This window comes from Variovorax sp. 278MFTsu5.1, from assembly GCF_048305045.1.
In the GTDB taxonomy this organism is placed as follows: Bacteria; Pseudomonadota; Gammaproteobacteria; order Burkholderiales; family Burkholderiaceae_C; genus Variovorax; species Variovorax guangxiensis.
The window spans coordinates 5877432-5894488 of record NZ_CP157622.1 but is presented as its reverse complement, the minus strand read 5'-3'; the positions used below and the strand labels follow the sequence as shown (position 1 = coordinate 5894488).

Annotated in this window: 12 protein-coding genes; 7 read left to right on the top strand and 5 right to left on the bottom strand. The window is 68.5% G+C overall.

The window, feature by feature from the left end:
- Window positions 1–30: 30 nt before the first annotated feature.
- Window positions 31–195: a hypothetical protein gene (locus ABL844_RS27420; RefSeq protein ID WP_165909669.1), complete on the bottom strand. Its 165-nt coding sequence runs from the start codon at window positions 193–195 to the stop codon at window positions 31–33.
- Window positions 196–884: 689 nt separating this feature from the next.
- Between ABL844_RS27420 and oxlT the strand changes: the two genes are divergently transcribed.
- The 7 genes from oxlT to ABL844_RS27385 all read left to right on the top strand — a co-directional run bounded on the left by oxlT (window position 885) and on the right by ABL844_RS27385 (window position 9281).
- The gene (gene oxlT, locus ABL844_RS27415) at window positions 885–2165 is read left to right on the top strand and encodes an oxalate/formate MFS antiporter (protein ID WP_418120524.1); all 1281 of its coding nucleotides are present in this window, start codon (window positions 885–887) and stop codon (window positions 2163–2165) included.
- Between the two features lie 126 nt (window positions 2166–2291).
- Complete coding sequence (locus tag ABL844_RS27410) at window positions 2292–2780, top strand: gamma carbonic anhydrase family protein (protein WP_418129647.1); 489 nt, start codon at window positions 2292–2294, stop codon at window positions 2778–2780.
- A gap of 260 nt (window positions 2781–3040) precedes the next feature.
- The gene (locus ABL844_RS27405) at window positions 3041–3541 is read left to right on the top strand and encodes a formate dehydrogenase subunit gamma (RefSeq protein WP_418129646.1); all 501 of its coding nucleotides are present in this window, start codon (window positions 3041–3043) and stop codon (window positions 3539–3541) included.
- A complete protein-coding gene (locus ABL844_RS27400) occupies window positions 3538–5097 on the top strand; it encodes a formate dehydrogenase beta subunit (RefSeq protein WP_184640790.1) in 1560 nt (519 codons plus the stop codon). Before ABL844_RS27405 ends, ABL844_RS27400 begins: the two co-directional genes overlap by 4 nt.
- Before the next feature lie 180 nt (window positions 5098–5277).
- Complete coding sequence (fdhF, locus tag ABL844_RS27395; protein WP_418129645.1) at window positions 5278–8148, top strand: formate dehydrogenase subunit alpha; 2871 nt, start codon at window positions 5278–5280, stop codon at window positions 8146–8148.
- Window positions 8149–8167: 19 nt separating this feature from the next.
- Window positions 8168–8992, top strand: coding sequence for a formate dehydrogenase accessory sulfurtransferase FdhD (gene fdhD, locus ABL844_RS27390; protein WP_418131963.1), 825 nt, complete (start codon window positions 8168–8170; stop codon window positions 8990–8992).
- A gap of 40 nt (window positions 8993–9032) precedes the next feature.
- The gene (locus ABL844_RS27385) at window positions 9033–9281 is read left to right on the top strand and encodes a formate dehydrogenase subunit delta (RefSeq protein ID WP_126023583.1); all 249 of its coding nucleotides are present in this window, start codon (window positions 9033–9035) and stop codon (window positions 9279–9281) included.
- Here the strand turns inward: ABL844_RS27385 and ABL844_RS27380 are convergent.
- The 4 genes from ABL844_RS27380 to ABL844_RS27365 all read right to left on the bottom strand — a co-directional run bounded on the left by ABL844_RS27380 (window position 9226) and on the right by ABL844_RS27365 (window position 17053).
- Window positions 9226–9540: a hypothetical protein gene (locus tag ABL844_RS27380; RefSeq protein ID WP_418129644.1), complete on the bottom strand. Its 315-nt coding sequence runs from the start codon at window positions 9538–9540 to the stop codon at window positions 9226–9228. The genes ABL844_RS27385 and ABL844_RS27380 overlap by 56 nt on opposite strands.
- Window positions 9541–9775: 235 nt before the next feature.
- Complete coding sequence (locus tag ABL844_RS27375; RefSeq protein ID WP_418129643.1) at window positions 9776–13810, bottom strand: translocation/assembly module TamB domain-containing protein; 4035 nt, start codon at window positions 13808–13810, stop codon at window positions 9776–9778.
- Window positions 13811–13852: 42 nt separating this feature from the next.
- The gene (locus tag ABL844_RS27370) at window positions 13853–15802 is read right to left on the bottom strand and encodes an autotransporter assembly complex protein TamA (protein WP_418129642.1); all 1950 of its coding nucleotides are present in this window, start codon (window positions 15800–15802) and stop codon (window positions 13853–13855) included.
- 63 nt (window positions 15803–15865) lie between these two features.
- Entirely contained in the window at window positions 15866–17053 is a 1188-nt protein-coding gene (locus ABL844_RS27365; RefSeq protein ID WP_418129641.1) for a vWA domain-containing protein, read from the bottom strand.
- Between the last annotated feature and the right edge of the window lie 4 nt (window positions 17054–17057).

Here is a 17057-nt window from a genome sequence, read left to right as displayed (position 1 = left end):
GGGGATTGCCTGGCTGCTGCGTGCGGCGGATCAGCGTTGCACGAACGACGAGCGACGCTGCATCAGCGCGGCGCGAGCGGCCTTGTAGAAGATCACGATGGGCATCACCGCGAACAGCTCGCGCATGACGTTGCCGGCGGCCGAGGAAGAAGACGGGGCACGCAGCGCGTTGGAATTCAGGGTCGTGTGGCTCATTTGATGGCTCCAAAAAAAGAATCTGAAACTGAATCGGAAAGACCGAAGGGATTACCCTGAATTTTAGGGTTTACCCTAGACGAGGGCAAACGCGATTTTTGCGTTTCTTGACCTGGGTCAATTTTTTCCCTGTCGGACAGGGTCCCGTCATGGGGTGAAAGTTCCCCCTGCCAGAGCCGATCGGAAGAGCATCGGCCGCGCGCGACGCGCATCGCGAAGCCATCGAGGGACATCCCAAGAGCCGATGCGTGCATCGAAAAATGGCGCGCAACCATCACGCGCGAATCATCGAAATTCCTCCATCCATTTCTGTTCCTTGATGCGATGCGCGAGAGGCCGTTCGACACGCATCGCAGCGGCCTCTCGTGCGCATCGCGCGCGGTGCGATTTCCAGAGAGGAATCAGTGCCTCGTGCTAGGGATACCTCGGGGGTTCGCCGAGGGCGCGATTCGTGTGAACTTGACTGAGGTCAAGAGTTTTTGAGTCGCTCGGTCCGACAGTCATTCACGCGCAGAAAACTGGTGATTCCAATGCCGTGTATCGATGTCAACGAAGCCTCGTCGCCCGTCGATGCGCACAGTTCGCTCGACTGATTGCTCTGCTCTGGCAGCCCGTCGGATTTCAACGAAAACACCAAGGACAACTCCATGACTCGGCCCACCTCCACGATCGCAGGTTCCAACGCCGCGATGTACCCCCCGTCCGAAACCTATGGCGCCAACGCGACCCGATCCGAGGCGTACCGATGGGGCCAATTGCTCATAGGCATCGTCTGCATGGCGATGATCGCCAACCTGCAGTACGGCTGGACGCTCTTCGTCAATCCGATCGCCGACAAGCACGGCTGGAGCCGCGCCGCGATCCAGGTCGCCTTCACCATCTTCGTGCTCACCGAAACCTGGCTGGTGCCCATCGAGGGCTACCTCGTCGACCGCTTCGGACCACGTCCCGTGGTGCTGGTGGGCGGCGTGCTCTGCGGCGTGGGCTGGGTGCTCAACTCGTTCGCCGACTCGCTGGCGCTGCTGTACGTGGCGGCGGCCATCGGCGGCATCGGCGCGGGCGCGGTCTACGGCACCTGCGTGGGCAATGCGCTCAAGTGGTTCCCCGACCGGCGCGGCCTCGCGGCGGGCATGACCGCCGCGGGCTTCGGTGCGGGCTCTGCGCTCACGATCATCCCGATCTCCGCGATGATCAAGTCGAGCGGCTATGAGGCAGCCTTTCTCTATTTTGGAATCGGGCAGGGACTCATCGTGTTCCTGCTCGCATGGCTCCTGACCCGCGCGCCCGACCACGCCAAGGCTTCCAACAACCGCGCCGTGCAGCAGTCGCGCCGCGACTACGCGCCCTCCGAGGTGCTGCGCTCGCCGGTGTTCTGGGTGATGTACGCGATGTTCGTGATGGTGGCGGCCGGCGGCCTGATGGCCACCGCGCAGCTCGCGCCCATCGCCAAGGACTTCAAGATCATCGACGTGCCGGTCAACATCATGGGCCTGGTGCTGCCCGCGCTGACCTTCGCACTGGCCATCGACCGCGTGCTCAACGGCCTCACGCGGCCATTCTTCGGATGGGTGTCGGACAAGATCGGCCGCGAGCAGACCATGTTCATCGCCTTCGCGATCGAGTCGGTCGGCATCCTGATGCTCTACCACTACGGCCAGAACCCGCTGCTGTTCGTGATCCTCACGGGCATCGTGTTCTTCGCATGGGGCGAGATCTACAGCCTGTTCCCCTCGACCTGCGCCGACACCTTCGGCTCCAAGTACGCGGCCTCGAACGCCGGCATGCTCTATACCGCCAAGGGCACGGCCTCGCTGCTGGTGCCCCTGTCGAGCGTGCTGGCCGCCTCCACAGGCAGCTGGCAGGCCGTCTTCATCGCGGCCAGCGCGGTCAATGCGCTCGCGGCGCTGATGGCCTGGTTCGTGCTGCGCCCGATGCGCCGCAAGCACATCGAGGCCAGCCGTACCGAATAGCACCGAATAGAACACCTGCACACCACCGAAGGCGGCAGCGCCGGTACCATCCGGGCATCCGCCTTTCCCCCGCGGCCCCGCCATGAAGATGGCGGGGCCTTTTGCCGATGAACAGGAGCCTTTGCAGTGACGATCTACCGACTTGACGCGCATGAACCGGTCATCGACGCCAGCGCCCGAGTGGCCGAGAGCGCCAGCGTGATCGGCCAGGTCGTGCTGGTGGCCGGCTGCAGCATCGGCGCGCACTCGGTGCTGCGCGGCGACAACGAGCCCATCACCGTCGGCCGCGGCAGCCAGGTGGAGGCGGGCGTGATGCTGCACGCCGACCCCGGCTTCCCGCTCACCATCGGCGCCGAGGTGATGGTCGGCCCGCACGTGATGCTGCACGGTTGCACCGTGGGCGACGGCGCCGTCGTCGGCGAGAACACCGTCGCGCTCAACGGCTCGGTGGTGGGCCGCGGATGCATCGTCGAGCCCGGTTCGCTGCTCACCGAAGGCAAGGTTTTTCCCGACCGTTCGCGCATCGCGGGCCGCCCCGCGAAGGTCACCGGCGAGGTGGGCGACGAAGAAGCCGAAGCGCAGCTGCGCAGGGCGCGCGAAGCCTCCGCCCGATAGGGTTTTTCAGGCAGTTCTCCCGGTCCTTGCGAAACCCTGCGCGCCCGCAGGGTTTGTGTGCATTGGCACCGTGCTTGTTTCGGCGGAAATTGACTTGTGTCAAGGCCCCCGACGCCCGATTCATCGACATTGATCCCCAAGCGGACGACCACGGGATTCGCGTCGAATTCGCGACGTCGAACCCGTGACGAACCACGATGAAAACAGCTCCGCCTGCAAGGCCTCGAAGGCTTCACGCAGCGGAGCAGATCGGACGGACCATGAGACAAGAACAGGTTCAGCAGGCGCAGCAGGGGCACGAGGCGAGCGAACTCGCCGCCGTGCAGCGCATCCTGCATGCGCACGAGAACGAACCCGGCGCGCTGCTGCCGATACTGCACGACGTGCAGGACGCGCTCGGCTACATCCCCGCCCACGCGGTGCCGGTGATCGCCGAGGCGCAGAACCTCTCGCGCGCCGAGGTGCACGGCGTCGTCACCTACTACCACCACTTCCGCAGCGCGCCCGCGGGCCGCCATGTGATCCAGATCTGTCGCGCCGAGGCCTGCCAGTCGATGGGCGCCGATGCGCTGCTGGCCCATGCGGAACTTCGTCTGGGCTGCAGCGCGCACGGCACCACGAAGGACGGCGCGTTCACGCTGGAGCCGGCCTTCTGCCTCGGCCTGTGCGCCTCCTCGCCTGCGATGACGCTGGACGACCAGCCGCATGCGCGCATGACGCCCCGCACGTTCGATGCGCTGGTCGCGCAGGTCAACCCATGAGCACCATCACCGTCTACGTTCCGCGCGACTCGGCCGCGCTCGCCGCCGGCGCAGACCGCGTGGCCCGCTGCATCGCGAAGGAGGCAGCGGCGCGCGGCCTGATGCTGGAGATCGTGCGCAACGGCTCGCGCGGCATGTTCTGGCTCGAGCCGCTGGTGGAGGTGAACACGCCCGCCGGCCGCATCGCCTACGGCCCGGTGACGCCCGACGACGTGGCGGGGCTGTTCGACGCGGGCTTCATCACCGGCGGCAGGCATCCGCTGGCGCTCGGCCCGACCGAGGAGATCCCTTACCTGAAGAAGCAGGAGCGCCTGACCTTCTCGCGCATGGGCATCACCGACCCGGTGTCGCTCACCGACTACCAGGCCTACGAGGGTTTCGCCGGCCTGCGCCGCGCGCTGGCGCTCGCGCCCGAGGACATCGTGCAGCAGGTGCTCGACTCCGGCCTGCGCGGACGCGGCGGCGCGGCCTTTCCCGCAGGTATCAAATGGAAGACGGTGCTGGGCACGGCTGCCGCGCAGAAGTACATCGTCTGCAATGCCGACGAAGGCGACTCGGGCACGTACTCCGATCGCATGACCATGGAGGGCGACCCCTTCATGCTCATCGAGGGCATGACCATCGCGGGCCTCGCCACCGGCGCGACGCAGGGCTACATCTACGTGCGCTCGGAGTACCCGCATGCGATCGCCACGCTGAACGAGGCGATCCGCATCGCGGAGGCGGCGGGCTTCCTCGGCGACAACATCCTGCGTTCGGGCAAGCGCTTCTCGCTCGCGGTGCGCAAGGGCGCGGGCTCGTACGTGTGCGGCGAGGAGACGGCGCTGCTCGAAAGCCTGGAAGGCAAGCGCGGCATCGTGCGCGCCAAGCCGCCGCTGCCGGCCATCGAGGGGCTGTTCGGCAAGCCCACGCTCATCAACAACGTCATCACGCTGGCCAGCGTGCCGCTGATCCTGGCGCGCGGCGCGGCCTTCTACCGCGACTACGGCGTGGGCCGCTCGCGTGGCACGCTGCCGATGCAGCTGGCGGGCAACATCAAGTACGGCGGCCTGGTCGAGAAGGCCTTCGGCGTCACGTTGCGCGAGCTGCTGTACGACTACGGCGGCGGCTCGGCCTCGGGCCGGCCCATCAAGGCGGTGCAGGTCGGCGGTCCGCTGGGCGCCTACCTGCCCGAATCGAAGTGGGACCTGCCGCTGGACTACGAGGCCTACGCGGCCGTGGGCGGCACCGTGGGCCATGGCGGCATCGTGGTGCACGACGACACGGCTGACCTCTCGAAGCTCGCGCGCTACGCCATGGAGTTCTGTGCGCTCGAATCCTGCGGCAAGTGCACGCCCTGCCGCATCGGCTCGACCCGCGGCGTGGAGGTCATCGACAAGATCCGCGGCAACCAGAACCGCCCGCAGCAGGTGATGCTGCTGCGCGACCTGTGCGACACGATGGTCCACGGCTCGTTGTGCGCCATGGGCGGCATGACGCCATTCCCGGTGCTCTCGGCGCTCGACCATTTCCCGCAGGACTTCGGCATCGAAGCTCCCGATAGAAAGGCCGCCTGACATGACGCATCCGGATACGGACAGCCGAATGCAGAAGGAATACAAAAACTACGCAGAAATCGCAGAAGAGACAAACACCATTTTGGGTTTTCCTTTTGCGACTTCTGCGAGATCTTCGCGACTTCTGCGTTCGGATATCCGCTCCCGCATTTGCCTCAGGCCTCAGTGAAAGCCCCCAACATGTTGAACCATCTCAAGGACATCGACTACGGCACCCCCAAGCGCGAATCGGAGCGCGAGGTGACGCTGGAGATCGACGGCAACGAAGTCACGGTGCCCGCGGGCACTTCGCTGATGCGCGCGGCGGTGGACGCGGGCATCCAGGTGCCAAAGCTCTGCGCCACCGACAGCCTGGAGCCCTTCGGCTCGTGCCGGTTGTGCCTGGTCGAGATCGAGGGCCGCCGGGGCTTCCCGGCCTCGTGCACCACGCCCGCCGAAGCCGGCATGAAGGTGCGCACGCAGACGCCCAGGCTGCAGGAGCTGCGCAAGGGCGTGATGGAGCTCTACATCTCCGACCATCCGCTCGACTGCCTCACCTGCTCGGCCAACGGCAACTGCGAGCTGCAGGACATGGCGGGCGTGACCGGCCTGCGCAACGTGCGCTACGGCTTCGACGGCGCCAACCACCTCAAGAGCGAGAAGGACGAGTCGAACCCGTACTTCAGCTACGACCCTTCCAAGTGCATCGTGTGCAACCGCTGCGTGCGCGCCTGCGAGGAAACGCAGGGCACCTTCGCGCTGACCATCAGCGGCCGCGGCTTCGAGTCGCGCGTGTCGCCGGGCCAGGACGAGGCCTTCATGGATTCGGAGTGCGTGAGCTGCGGCGCCTGCGTCGAGGCCTGCCCCACCGCCACGCTGCAGGAGAAGTCGGTGATCTGGCTCGGCCAGCCCGAGCACAGCGTGATCACCACCTGCGCCTACTGCGGCGTGGGCTGCTCGTTCAAGGCCGAGATGAAGGGCAACGAGGTGGTGCGCATGGTGCCGTGGAAGGACGGCAAGGCCAACGAGGGCCACTCCTGCGTGAAGGGCCGCTTCGCCTGGGGTTATGCCACGCACCAGGACCGCATGCTCAAGCCGATGATCCGCAAGAACATCAGCGACCCGTGGCAGGAGGTGAGCTGGGAGACCGCGCTCGGCTATGCGGCCAGCGAGTTCAAGCGCCTGCAGGCCAAGTACGGCCGCGACTCCATCGGCGGCATCACTTCCTCGCGCTGCACCAACGAGGAGACCTACCTCGTGCAGAAGCTGGTGCGCGCCGCCTTCGGCAACAACAACGTCGACACCTGCGCGCGCGTGTGCCATTCGCCCACGGGCTACGGCCTGAAGCAGACGCTGGGCGAGTCGGCGGGCACGCAGACCTTCGCCTCTGTGGACAAGGCCGACGTGATCATGGTGATCGGCGCCAACCCGACCGACGGGCATCCGGTGTTCGCCTCGCGCATGAAGAAGCGGCTGCGCCAGGGCGCGAAGCTGATCGTGGTCGACCCGCGCCGCATCGACATCGTGAAGTCGCCGCACATCCAGGCTGCGCATCACCTGCAGCTGCGCCCCGGCACCAACGTGGCGGTGGTCACCGCGCTGGCGCACGTCATCGTGACCGAAGGGCTGATGGCCGAAGAGTTCGTGGCCGAGCGCTGCGACACGGCCTCGTTCAAGGAATGGAAGTCGTACGTCGAGCGCCCCGAGCAGTCGCCCGAGGCCACCGAGGCGGTCACCGGCGTGCCTGCCGCCGAGATGCGCGCGGCCGCGCGGCTCTTCGCGACGGGCGGCAACGCCGCCATCTACTACGGCCTGGGCGTGACCGAGCACAGCCAGGGCTCGACGACCGTGATGGGCATCGCCAACCTCGCGATGGTCACCGGCAACGTCGGCCGCGAGGGCGTGGGCGTGAACCCGCTGCGCGGCCAGAACAACGTGCAGGGCTCCTGCGACATGGGCTCCTTCCCGCACGAGCTGCCGGGCTACCGCCATGTGTCGGACAGCACCACGCGCTCCGCGTTCGAGGCCGCCTGGGGCGTGCCGATCGACCCCGAGCCGGGCCTGCGCATTCCCAACATGTTCGATGCCGCCATCGGCGGCAGCTTCAAGGGCCTCTACTGCGAGGGCGAGGACATCGTGCAGTCCGACCCGAACACCCAGCACGTGGCCGCCGCGATGATGGCCATGGAATGCGTGGTGGTGCAGGACATCTTCCTCAACGAGACCGCCAAGTACGCGCACGTGTTCCTGCCGGGCTCCTCCTTCCTGGAGAAGGACGGCACCTTCACCAACGCCGAGCGCCGGATCTCGCGCGTGCGCAAGGTGATGCCGCCGAAGGCGGGCTATGCCGACTGGGAAGTGACGGTGAAGCTCGCGCAGGCCCTGGGTTATCCGATGGACTACCAGAGCCCGGAAGAGATCATGGACGAGATCGCCGCGCTCACGCCCACCTTCCACGGCGTGAGCTACAAGCGCCTCGACGAGCTCGGCAGCATCCAGTGGCCTTGCAACGAGAACGCGCCCGACGGCACGCCCACCATGCACATCGACCGCTTCGTGCGCGGCAAGGGCAAGTTCATCGTCACGCAGTACGTGGCGACCGACGAGAAGGTCACGCGCAGGTTCCCGCTGCTGCTGACCACCGGGCGCATCCTCTCGCAGTACAACGTGGGCGCGCAGACGCGGCGCACCGAGAACAACCAGTGGCACAGCGAGGACCGGCTGGAGATCCATCCTCACGACGCCGAGGAACGCGGCGTGAAGGAAGGCGACTGGGTCGGCATCCAGAGCCGCGCGGGCGAGACGGTGCTGCGCGCCACGGTGTCGGAGCGCGTGCAGCCGGGCGTTGTCTACACCACCTTCCACTTCCCCGAGTCGGGCGCGAACGTGATCACCACCGACAACTCCGACTGGGCCACCAACTGCCCCGAGTACAAGGTCACGGCGGTGCAGGTGGCGCCGGTGATGCAGCCTTCGGCCTGGCAGCAGGAGTACAGCCGCTTCAACCGGACGCAGCACGACCTGCTCGCCGCTGCCTCGCACCAGAGCAACGAGACGGTGCCGGCCAAGTGAGGATGCATCGCGCATGACCATGCAGGCCGCAGACACGGTCCGCTTCTGCGAAGGCGCGCAGCTGCTGCCCGTGCACGGCGTGCGCGGCGGCCGGCCCTTCGACGTGCAGGACTGGGTGGCCGAGGAGGTGCCCGTCGCGCTCGAATACAACGGCATCTCGCATGCGGTGATGCTCGCTACGCCGCTCGACCTGGAAGACTTCGCGCTCGGCTTCTCGCTGAGCGAGGGCATCCTCGACGAGGCGCACGAGCTCTATTCGGTGGAGGCCGAGCAGTCGGCGCTGGGCTTCACGGTGCACATGCAGGTGTCGAGCGCCGCATTCGCGCGCCTCAGGCAGCGCCGCCGCTCGATGGCCGGGCGCACCGGCTGCGGCCTGTGCGGCACCGAAAGCCTGACGCAAGTGTCGCGCGAGATTCCCGTGCTGCGCGACGATGCCGCCGTGCGCTTCGAGCGCGAGGCCATCGGCCGGGCGATGTCGCAGCTGCCTTCGCAGCAGACCTTGCAGGAAGCCACCGGCGCGGTGCACGCGGCGGCGTGGTGTTCGCCCGAGGGCGAGGTGATGTGGCTGCGCGAGGACGTGGGCCGCCACAACGCGCTCGACAAGCTGGTGGGCGCGCTCGCGGCCAACGACGTCGATGCGTCCGGCGGCTTCATCGCCGTCACCAGCCGCGCGAGCTTCGAGATGGTGCAGAAGGCCGCGATGGCCGGCGCGCCGCTGCTGGCCGCCGTGTCGGCGCCGACCTCGTTCGCGGTGACCACGGCGCAGCGCGCGGGGCTCACGCTGGTGGGCTTCGTGCGGCAGGAAGATCTTGGCGTGTACAGCCACCCTCAGCGGCTGCGCTGAGCCGTTCCCTTTTTCAACGCTACAACTTTCCGGAAACCAAATGGAGCACGATCAATCGGCGCAACTCGTGAAGATGGCCAACCAGATCGGCAGCTTCTTCCAGGCGCAGTCGCCCAGCGACGCGGGCGCGGCCACGCAGGCCATTGCCGCGCACCTGAAGTCGTTCTGGGCACCGAGCATGCGCATCCAGCTGCTGCGCGATTTCGATGCGGGCAAGACGCCGCAGTTGATGCCTATCGTGGCATCGGCGCTTCGCAGCCATCGGGCGACGCTGCTGCCTGCGCCATGAGCAGGGACTCGTAGTAGAGGCACAGCGGCATCGCGATGAACACCATGCCCGCGACGTAGATCACGAGGCTGGTGACGGGAAAGTGCATGCCGTCCCAGTAGGGGACGGACGCCACGAGCGCGAGGCCCGCGATCAGCGCGATCGTGCCGCGCAATGCGCCTCGCGTGAGGGCGATGCGCGAGAGCCCCGGCGGGGCGGATGTCCGAGAGCCATCTGGAAAGTTCCGAAGGCTCTCGCCCTTGTCTCCAACTCTTTTCATCGTGGTCGCTCCTCGGTGAAGGCGAGGGACGGTTCTTATCACGCGCGCAAGACGCGGGTCAAGGCCGAAGTCGGGAGCGGGCCGGGGGAAGGGATCGGACAGCCGAACGCAGAAGAAATACAAAAGCTACGCAGAGGCCGCAGAAGAGACAGAAAACCATTTTCTGGTTTTCCTTTTGCGACTTTCGCGCAACCTTCGCGACCTCTGCGTTCGGCTGCCCGATCCCGATTCCGCTTCAGTCGTACTTGACCGTGTAGATCAGGTCGAGGCCGCTCGTCTGTCCGGCCTGGCCGCGCAGGGTGAGGCGCGTCGTCAGGTCGTAGAAGATGAAGAGGGTGCCGAAGGTGCCGCCGATGCTGCGCTCGTAGGTGATGTAGAAGTCCTTCGACAGGCGCTTGCCCAGCGTCACTGCCGATTCGCGCAGGTCGCCGCCGTCGCCCGGGCCCTTGAAGCCGAGTTCGTCGAGGCCGAAGCGGCTCGCGAGGCTGCCGCCGGTGGAGGCGCCGCCGATCTTGCCGAGCAGCGACAGCGCGGCCTGCTGCAGCAGCGCCGATTCGCCGCCGCTGGTGGCCGAGGCGCGGCCCAGCACGACCCATGAGAGCGTCTCGGCATCGGACAGCGCCGGCTCCGAATACAGCTTCACGCGCGGCGACTGCGCGGTGCCGGTGATCTGCACGCCCGCGCGCTGCGAGAGGTTGGGGCGGATCGCGAGGATGTCGAGCGCCGGGTTGTCGAAGGGGCCGTTGAAGCGCGCGATGCCGGTCTCCACGTCGAGCTGCTGGCCGTAGGCGCGGTACTGGCCCTTCACCGTCTTCACCTCGCCGGTGATGCGCGGCGGCGCATCGAGCCGGGTGCTGCGGATCTCAAGGTTGCCTTCGAGGCGCGTGGTGATGCCGCGGCCCTGCACCGCGAAGTCGTCGCCCAGGTCGAACTCGACGGTGATGTCCGGCGGCTTGGCGGTCTGCGGCTTCGCGGCCTGTGCGTCGGCGCGGGCGGCCTCGCGCTTCGCCGCCTCGGCGGCCTCGCGGTCCTTGGCGGCGGAGCGCACGACGACGTCGCTGCCCAGGCTGGGCGCGGTCTCGTCGGGCAGGATGATGACGGCGCGGTCGGTCCTGAGCTTGCCGCGCACGGTGAACTGGCCGTTGTCCAGCCGCGCCTGCAGGTCGCCCGAAAGCGTGACCTGCCGGTCGGTGCGCACCAGCACGCGCAGTGCGCGCAGCTGGCCCTGCAGCGCCATGCGGATGCCGGAGGCCGAGCCACTGGCCGGGCCCCAGGCGAGCTCGCCGCTGGCTGAGAGCGTGCCGCCGTCGGTGCGGGCCTCGCTGGCGGCGGTGCTGCGGTTGCCGCTCTGGCCGCCGATGCGCGCCGAACTGCCGGCGCCGCCCTTGAGCGTGAATTCGGTGATCTCGATGCGCTCGCCGGTGAGCGTGGCGCGCAGCCGGCCGTCGCGCAGATCCAGCCCTTCCACCGGCGCGCGCAGCGCGAGCTTGTCGGCGCCCAGCGTGCCGTTCCAGCGCGGCGCGGCGCGGTTGCCCGAGAGCGTGGCGTTGGCGTCCAGCGTGCCCGCAATGCGCCAGCCCGGAGGCGCGAGCATGGACCACACGCCCAGGTTCGGCAGCATGGCCTTGATGGTGCCGCCCAGCGGCGCGTCGGGCGCCCACTGCCAGCCGCCGGCGCGCTGCTGCACGCGGGTGTTGATGTCGGCGTCGATCTTGCCGGCGCGTTCGCTGTCCCACGCGAGAACGGCGCGCACCGCGTCGCCGTCGGCATCCAGGCGCAGCTCGGCCTGGCGCAGGCCGGCCGGCGTGCTGGGCGCGTCGCCGCTGGCCGAGGCGGAATTCATCGTGCGCTCGCTCGCGGTGCCCGTGCCGGTGCTGGTGATGCGCGTGACCAGTGCGGCCTCGCCGGCCTGCACGCGGATGTCGCCGCTCTGGCGTGCGAGGCGGGCCTTGGCGTGCAGCGTGTCGCCCGCGTCGATGTCCCAGTCGCCGTTGAACATCAGGTCGCCGCTGATGCCGTATTCGCCGAGCGCGGTATTGGCGCCGAGCGCGCTGGCCCAGGCCATCGGCAGGCCCTGCAGCTGGCCCTTGGACTGCACGCGGAACACTCGGTTGGGCGCCGCGCCGCTCTGGCTGAAGCGCAGCGGCTGCCAGTCGATGCGCACCGTGCCCGGTACGGGGCCTCGCAGCGTGGCCGAGGCGGCGGAGGCTTCCACGTCGAGGCGCGGCGCATTGCCGCTCGCGGTCCGGATGGTCGCGGTGACTTCGCGGCCCAGCTCCAGCACCCATGGCGCGCCGGGGCGGGCGCTGTCCTGCGCCTGCAGCTTCAGGCTGGCCAGCGCCGCGCGCCACTGGCCGGCACCGGCGATGCCGCCGCTCGCGCGGGTGTCGATGTCGAACTTCTGCGTGCCGGTGGCGGCCTCGCCCTTCAGCGCGAGCGTGGCCTGCGCGAGGCTGCCGGCCAGATCGGCCTGCAGGTTGCGCAGCTGGATGTCGGTGTTCGTTGCGCCGGGCTGCTCGGAGGGCAGTGTGAGGTCGAGGCGCGGCACCGAGAGTGCGGCCTTCAGGCTCGGTTCGGCGACGCCGCGCGGAGCGGGTGCGTCGGGGCTCTCGAGCCGGCGCTGGATGGTGCGCCAGCCGCCCTGCCAGCTGGCGTCGAGCTTCGCGGAGCCCTTGGCGCCGGCGTTGCCGAACACGCGGGACATCCCCGGCAGGCCCTGCACCCAGCGCTGCACGGTGTCGGCGTCGTCGATGGCGGCCTTGATCTCGCCACTGCCCGAATCGGGCGCGATGCGGCCTTCGACCTGCGCGCTGCCGCCGGGCAGGGCGAGGGCCAGCTTGCCGCTGGCGGCCTGCTCGGCCACGCGCACCTGCAGGCGGCCGTCGACGCTGGCGCGCTGCGCATCGATGCGCAGCGTGCGCAGGTCGAGCACCTGGTCCTTCCACTGGCCCTGGGCCAGCGCGCGGTCGAGCGCGAAGCCGGGCAGGGCCTTGCTGCCCGCGCCGCCGCCCTCGGCGCGCAGGCTGGCGTCGAAGGCGATGGTGCTGTCCTTCTGCTCGGCCTTGATCTGTCCGCTGACCGGTGCGCCAGAAAGCTCGCTGTGCAGCGCCGCGGGCCTCACGCCGCGCACGGTGGCCTGCGCCTGCCAGGGCGAGGGCGCCGGGCTCCACTTGCCGGCCGCGTCGATGCGCCCGCCGCCCGCGCGCACGGTGGCTTCGGAAATGGTCCAGCTGGTGCCGTCGAAGCCGACCCTGGCCAGCAGCTGTTCGAGCGGCAGCTTCTCCTTGTCCCACGGACCGGGCAGGGCGTTGCGGATGTCGGCCGAGGCCTTCCAGGCTGCGGGGCCGGTGTCGGCATCGGGCTGCAGCTCGACGGTGCCGGTGAGCCGCGTTTCGGGCGCGCCGGGCCACAGGCTCGATGCGTCGAGGTTGCGCAGGTCGGCCTTCGCGTCGATCACCGGCTGGGGCAGCCAGGGCGCGATCTGCGCCTGCAGGCTGGCCTCCATGGGGGCGTCGGCGTTCTCCTCGGCGGGCTTCAGCTCGGCTGCCACCTGCAGCCGCGCGCCGGTGCCGGCGAGCGTGCCCTTGACGGTGGCGGCGGCCAGCACGTCGATGTCGTGGTCCTCGGCCACCGGCGCCTTCACGCGGCCGTCGAGCGCGGCGTCGATGGCCATCGGCGCGGGGCCCTGCAGCTTCACGCGGGCGCTGTAGTGGCCGCCGGCGATGTCCACGCCCTTGACCTCCAGCGCGTGTTCGGCGGCCTTGTAGCTGTAGCTGCCCGACAGATTGAGTGCCTGCAGCACGGGCGGGCCGGCCCAGCGCAGCTCGTCGATGCGGAAGGGCAGATCGACTTCCACAGGCAGCGCGAGCTGCTCGAGCGGCTCGGTGGGCTTGTCGCTGGGCGCACCGCGCTTCTCGATCAGCACCTGCTTCGCGTGCACTTCGCCGAGTTGCACCTTGCGCTGGAACAGCGGCGCGAACTGCCAGCCGATGGTGGCGTCGTTGACCTCCACGGCGATGCTGTCGCTCTGGTACTTGAGCCAGCCGATGTGGCCGCCGGTGCGCAGCGAGCCGCTCACGTCGCGGCTTTCGAGCGTCTGGCCGGCTGGCAGGCGCTGCGCCGCCTGCGCGAGCGCGAAGGCGAGCGAGGTGTCCGAGCCCAGCCACCACCATGCGCCGGCGACCAGCAGCACCACGGCCAGCAACAGGCCGGCGACGGTCCAGGCCAGGGCGCGCATCGCACGCCGCGCGCGCGAGCGGCGAGGGGGCATTCGTGGAGTCTGGACGTCGGTCTGCATCTGGCTCGCGTCGCGTCAGAAGGTGAAGCCGAGCCGGAAGTGCAGGCGGAACTTCTTCGAGTCGACGCCGTAGGCCAGGTCGGCCTGCACCGGCCCGACCGGGCTGCGCCAGCGCGCGCCCACGCCCACGCCCACCTTGGGCTTGAGCTCGCCCGGCTTGTCGGCCACGGCGCCGGCGTCGACGAACACCACGCTCTCCCATTCGGTGAGCTTGTTGTTGTAGACGAAGGGGCGCTGCCACTCCACGCTGGCCACGCCGAGGTAACGGCCGGCGACGGTGGTGCCGTCGGGGCGCACGGTGCCGATCTGCTTGTAGCTGTAGCCGCGCACGGTGGTGTCGCCGCCGGTCAGGAACATCAGCGTGGAGGGGATCTGCGCGCTCTCTTTCGCCGACACCGCGCCGGCCTCCACGCGCAGCTGCAGGCGGCTACGGCGCGCGCGCAGCTCCTTGTCCTCGGCCGAGCCCAGCGGCAGCACGCCGAGCCAGCGCGCGTAGGTGCGCGTGAAGGGCACCTGCTCGCCGGTGAGCGTGTAGCCGGCAGCCACCTCCAGCGCGAGGCCGTAGCCGCGCGAGGGGACGGAGTTGTCGTCGAAGTAGCGCCCGGTCCAGCCCCAGTTGGCCGTCACGGCCGAGGCCGAGGGCGGCGCGTTGGTGCCGCGGTTCTGCGCGTAGTCGTACTGCAGGAAATAGCTGCGGTCGATGTGGTCGCCCGACTTGCTGCGCCCGCCGCGCAGCCGGCCGCTGTCGACCACGTAGCTGCCCGATTGCTCGCTCTTGAGCTCCGCGCCCGCGAACCAGCGCCAGCCGCGGTCGTCGGGAATGGCCTTCAGCTCGGTGGACAGCGACTTGATGTCGTTGTCCACCGACAGCCGCGAGACGGCGCGCCAGCCCAGCAGCGGCACCTGGTTGTGGATGTGGTCGATCGACAGGCGCGGGCCGTTGTCGGTGGTGAAGCCCACGCCCAGCACCACCTTCTGCAGCGGCGCCTCGCGCAGCTGCGCGATGACGGGCGCGGCCAGCGGGTTGCCGCCGTCGGTGTCGAGCGTGAGGAACACAGAGTCGTAGTAGCCGCTGCTGGCCAGGCGCTGCTGGGCGTCGAGCAGCTTCTGCTGGTCGTAGTCCTGGCCGCTGGGCAGGCGCGCGATGCGGCGCGCGCCGTCGGGGTCGTAGCGCTGGATGCCGCGCAGCACCAGCGGCCCGAACTTGTAGGCCGGGCCCGACTGGTAGGTGACGCTCAGGCGGGCCTCGCTGCGGTCGGCATCGACCTCGGCGCGGCTGATCGCGATGCTGCCCGTGGGAAAGCGCTTCGCCGTGAGGCTGCGCAGCGCGGTGGTCTTCGCGTCGTCCCAGGCCTGCTGGGTGAAGGGCTGGCCGGCGCGCAGGGCCCAGGCGGTGCGGATGGTGTCGCGCTGCGACTCGGCGGCCGGGTCGTCGGCGATGGGGCCGGCGTAGCTGATCTGCACGTTGCTCACCTTGGTGAGCTCGCCGGGCGAGACGTTGATGACGATCTCGCGCGGGGCCTTTTCGCCCTGCGGCGTCTCGTTGAGTTCGAGCGTCAGCGTGGGCGTGAAGTAGCCGAGCGTGGCGAGCAGTTCACGGGCGTTGGCCTCTGCGGCCACCATGAGGCGGGAGATCTCGGTGGCGCCGAGGTCGTCGAGCTCGCGGTAGCGCTGGATTTCGAGATGCAGCTTGAGGTAGTCGCGCACGGCTTCGGGGCCGCGCACGTCGACGGTGAAGGCGTCGCGCTTGTCACCGGCCTTCCTGCCGCCGTCTTCCTTCTCGTCCTTGTCGGCACCGGTGGTGCCGGCACCCGCTGCGCCGCTGCGCACGAGGCCGGCCATGGGTTTGTTTTCTTCGGCGGATTCCTTTTTCGGCAGCAGGCTGCAGCCTTGCAAGAGCAGGACGCCGCACAAAAACAAAGCCGGCCACCACGCCGGCGAAGAAACAGGAACCGCCCTGACCATGGGCGGATTCTGACAGCAAGCCCGGCCGGTTCCTGAAGGCCCCGCCGGATCGGCGGCATCGTCCTACTTGGACAGCATGCGCATCGCCTCCTCGAGCCCGCGCAGGGTGAGGGGGTACATGCGGTTGGACATCAGTTGCTGCATCACCGCGATGCTCTGGCGGTACTGCCACACGCCCTGCGGCTCGGGGTTGATCCACGCGAACTTCGGGAAGGCGTGCGTGAGGCGCTGTATCCACTCGGCGCCGGCTTCCTCGTTGTTGTATTCGACGCTGCCGCCGGGCTGCAGGATCTCGTAGGGGCTCATGGTCGCGTCGCCGACGAAGATGAGCTTGTAGTCCTTGTTGTACTTGCGCAGGATGTCCCAGGTGGCGAACTTCTCGGAGAAGCGGCGCTTGTTGTTCTTCCACATGAAGTCGTACACGCAGTTGTGGAAGTAGAAGAACTCCAGGTGCTTGAACTCGGTCTTCACGGCCGAGAACAGCTCCTCCACGCGCTGGATGTGCTCGTCCATCGTGCCGCCCACGTCCATCAGCAGCAGCACCTTGACGTTGTTGTGGCGCTCCGGCCGCATCTTGATGTCGAGGAAACCGGCGTTGGCGGCGGTCGAGTGGATGGTGTCGTCGAGGTCCAGTTCCTCGTCATGGCCCTCGCGCGCGAACTTGCGCAGCCGGCGCAGCGCGACCTTGATGTTGCGCGTGCCCAGTTCCTGCGTGTCGTCGTAGTCCTTGTAGGCGCGCTGGTCCCACACCTTCACGGCGCTGCGGTTCTTGCCCGCCCCGCCGATGCGGATGCCTTGCGGGTTGTAGCCGCTGTTGCCGAAGGGCGAGGTGCCGCCGGTGCCGATCCACTTGCTGCCGCCCTCGTGGCGCTCCTTCTGCTCCTCGAAGCGCTTCTTGAGCGTTTCCATGAGTTCGTCCCAGCCCATCTTCTCGATCTTGGCCTTCTCTTCCGCCGTGAACTCGCGCTCCAGCGTCTTGCGCAGCCAGTCGAGCGGCACTTCCTTGGTGAAGTCGGTCAGCATCTCCACGCCCTTGAAGTAGGCGGCGAAGGCGCGGTCGAACTTGTCGTAGTGCTTCTCGTCCTTCACCAGCGCGGTGCGCGAGAGGTAGTAGAAGTCGTCGATGCCGTAGGCGCCGTCGGAGTTGGGGCCCACCACGTCGGCCTGCAGGGCCTCCAGCAGCGTGAGGTATTCCTTGACCGACACCGGCAGCTTGGCCGAGCGCAGGGTGTAGAAGAAGTCGATGAGCATGGGG

What these genes read in the sequence shown, in the direction of transcription:
- fdhD (WP_418131963.1), top strand. Translation starts at nt 8,168, where the DNA reads ATGCAGGCCGCAGACACGGTCCGCTTCTGCGAAGGCGCGCAGCTGCTG.
- ABL844_RS27370 (WP_418129642.1), bottom strand. Translation starts at nt 15,802, where the DNA reads ATGGTCAGGGCGGTTCCTGTTTCTTCGCCGGCGTGGTGGCCGGCTTTG.
- ABL844_RS27385 (WP_126023583.1), top strand. Translation starts at nt 9,033, where the DNA reads ATGGAGCACGATCAATCGGCGCAACTCGTGAAGATGGCCAACCAGATC.
- ABL844_RS27365 (WP_418129641.1), bottom strand. Translation starts at nt 17,053, where the DNA reads ATGCTCATCGACTTCTTCTACACCCTGCGCTCGGCCAAGCTGCCGGTG.
- ABL844_RS27400 (WP_184640790.1), top strand. Translation starts at nt 3,538, where the DNA reads ATGAGCACCATCACCGTCTACGTTCCGCGCGACTCGGCCGCGCTCGCC.
- ABL844_RS27405 (WP_418129646.1), top strand. Translation starts at nt 3,041, where the DNA reads ATGAGACAAGAACAGGTTCAGCAGGCGCAGCAGGGGCACGAGGCGAGC.
- ABL844_RS27420 (WP_165909669.1), bottom strand. Translation starts at nt 195, where the DNA reads ATGAGCCACACGACCCTGAATTCCAACGCGCTGCGTGCCCCGTCTTCT.
- oxlT (WP_418120524.1), top strand. Translation starts at nt 885, where the DNA reads ATGTACCCCCCGTCCGAAACCTATGGCGCCAACGCGACCCGATCCGAG.
- ABL844_RS27375 (WP_418129643.1), bottom strand. Translation starts at nt 13,810, where the DNA reads ATGCCCCCTCGCCGCTCGCGCGCGCGGCGTGCGATGCGCGCCCTGGCC.
- ABL844_RS27380 (WP_418129644.1), bottom strand. Translation starts at nt 9,540, where the DNA reads ATGAAAAGAGTTGGAGACAAGGGCGAGAGCCTTCGGAACTTTCCAGAT.
- fdhF (WP_418129645.1), top strand. Translation starts at nt 5,278, where the DNA reads ATGTTGAACCATCTCAAGGACATCGACTACGGCACCCCCAAGCGCGAA.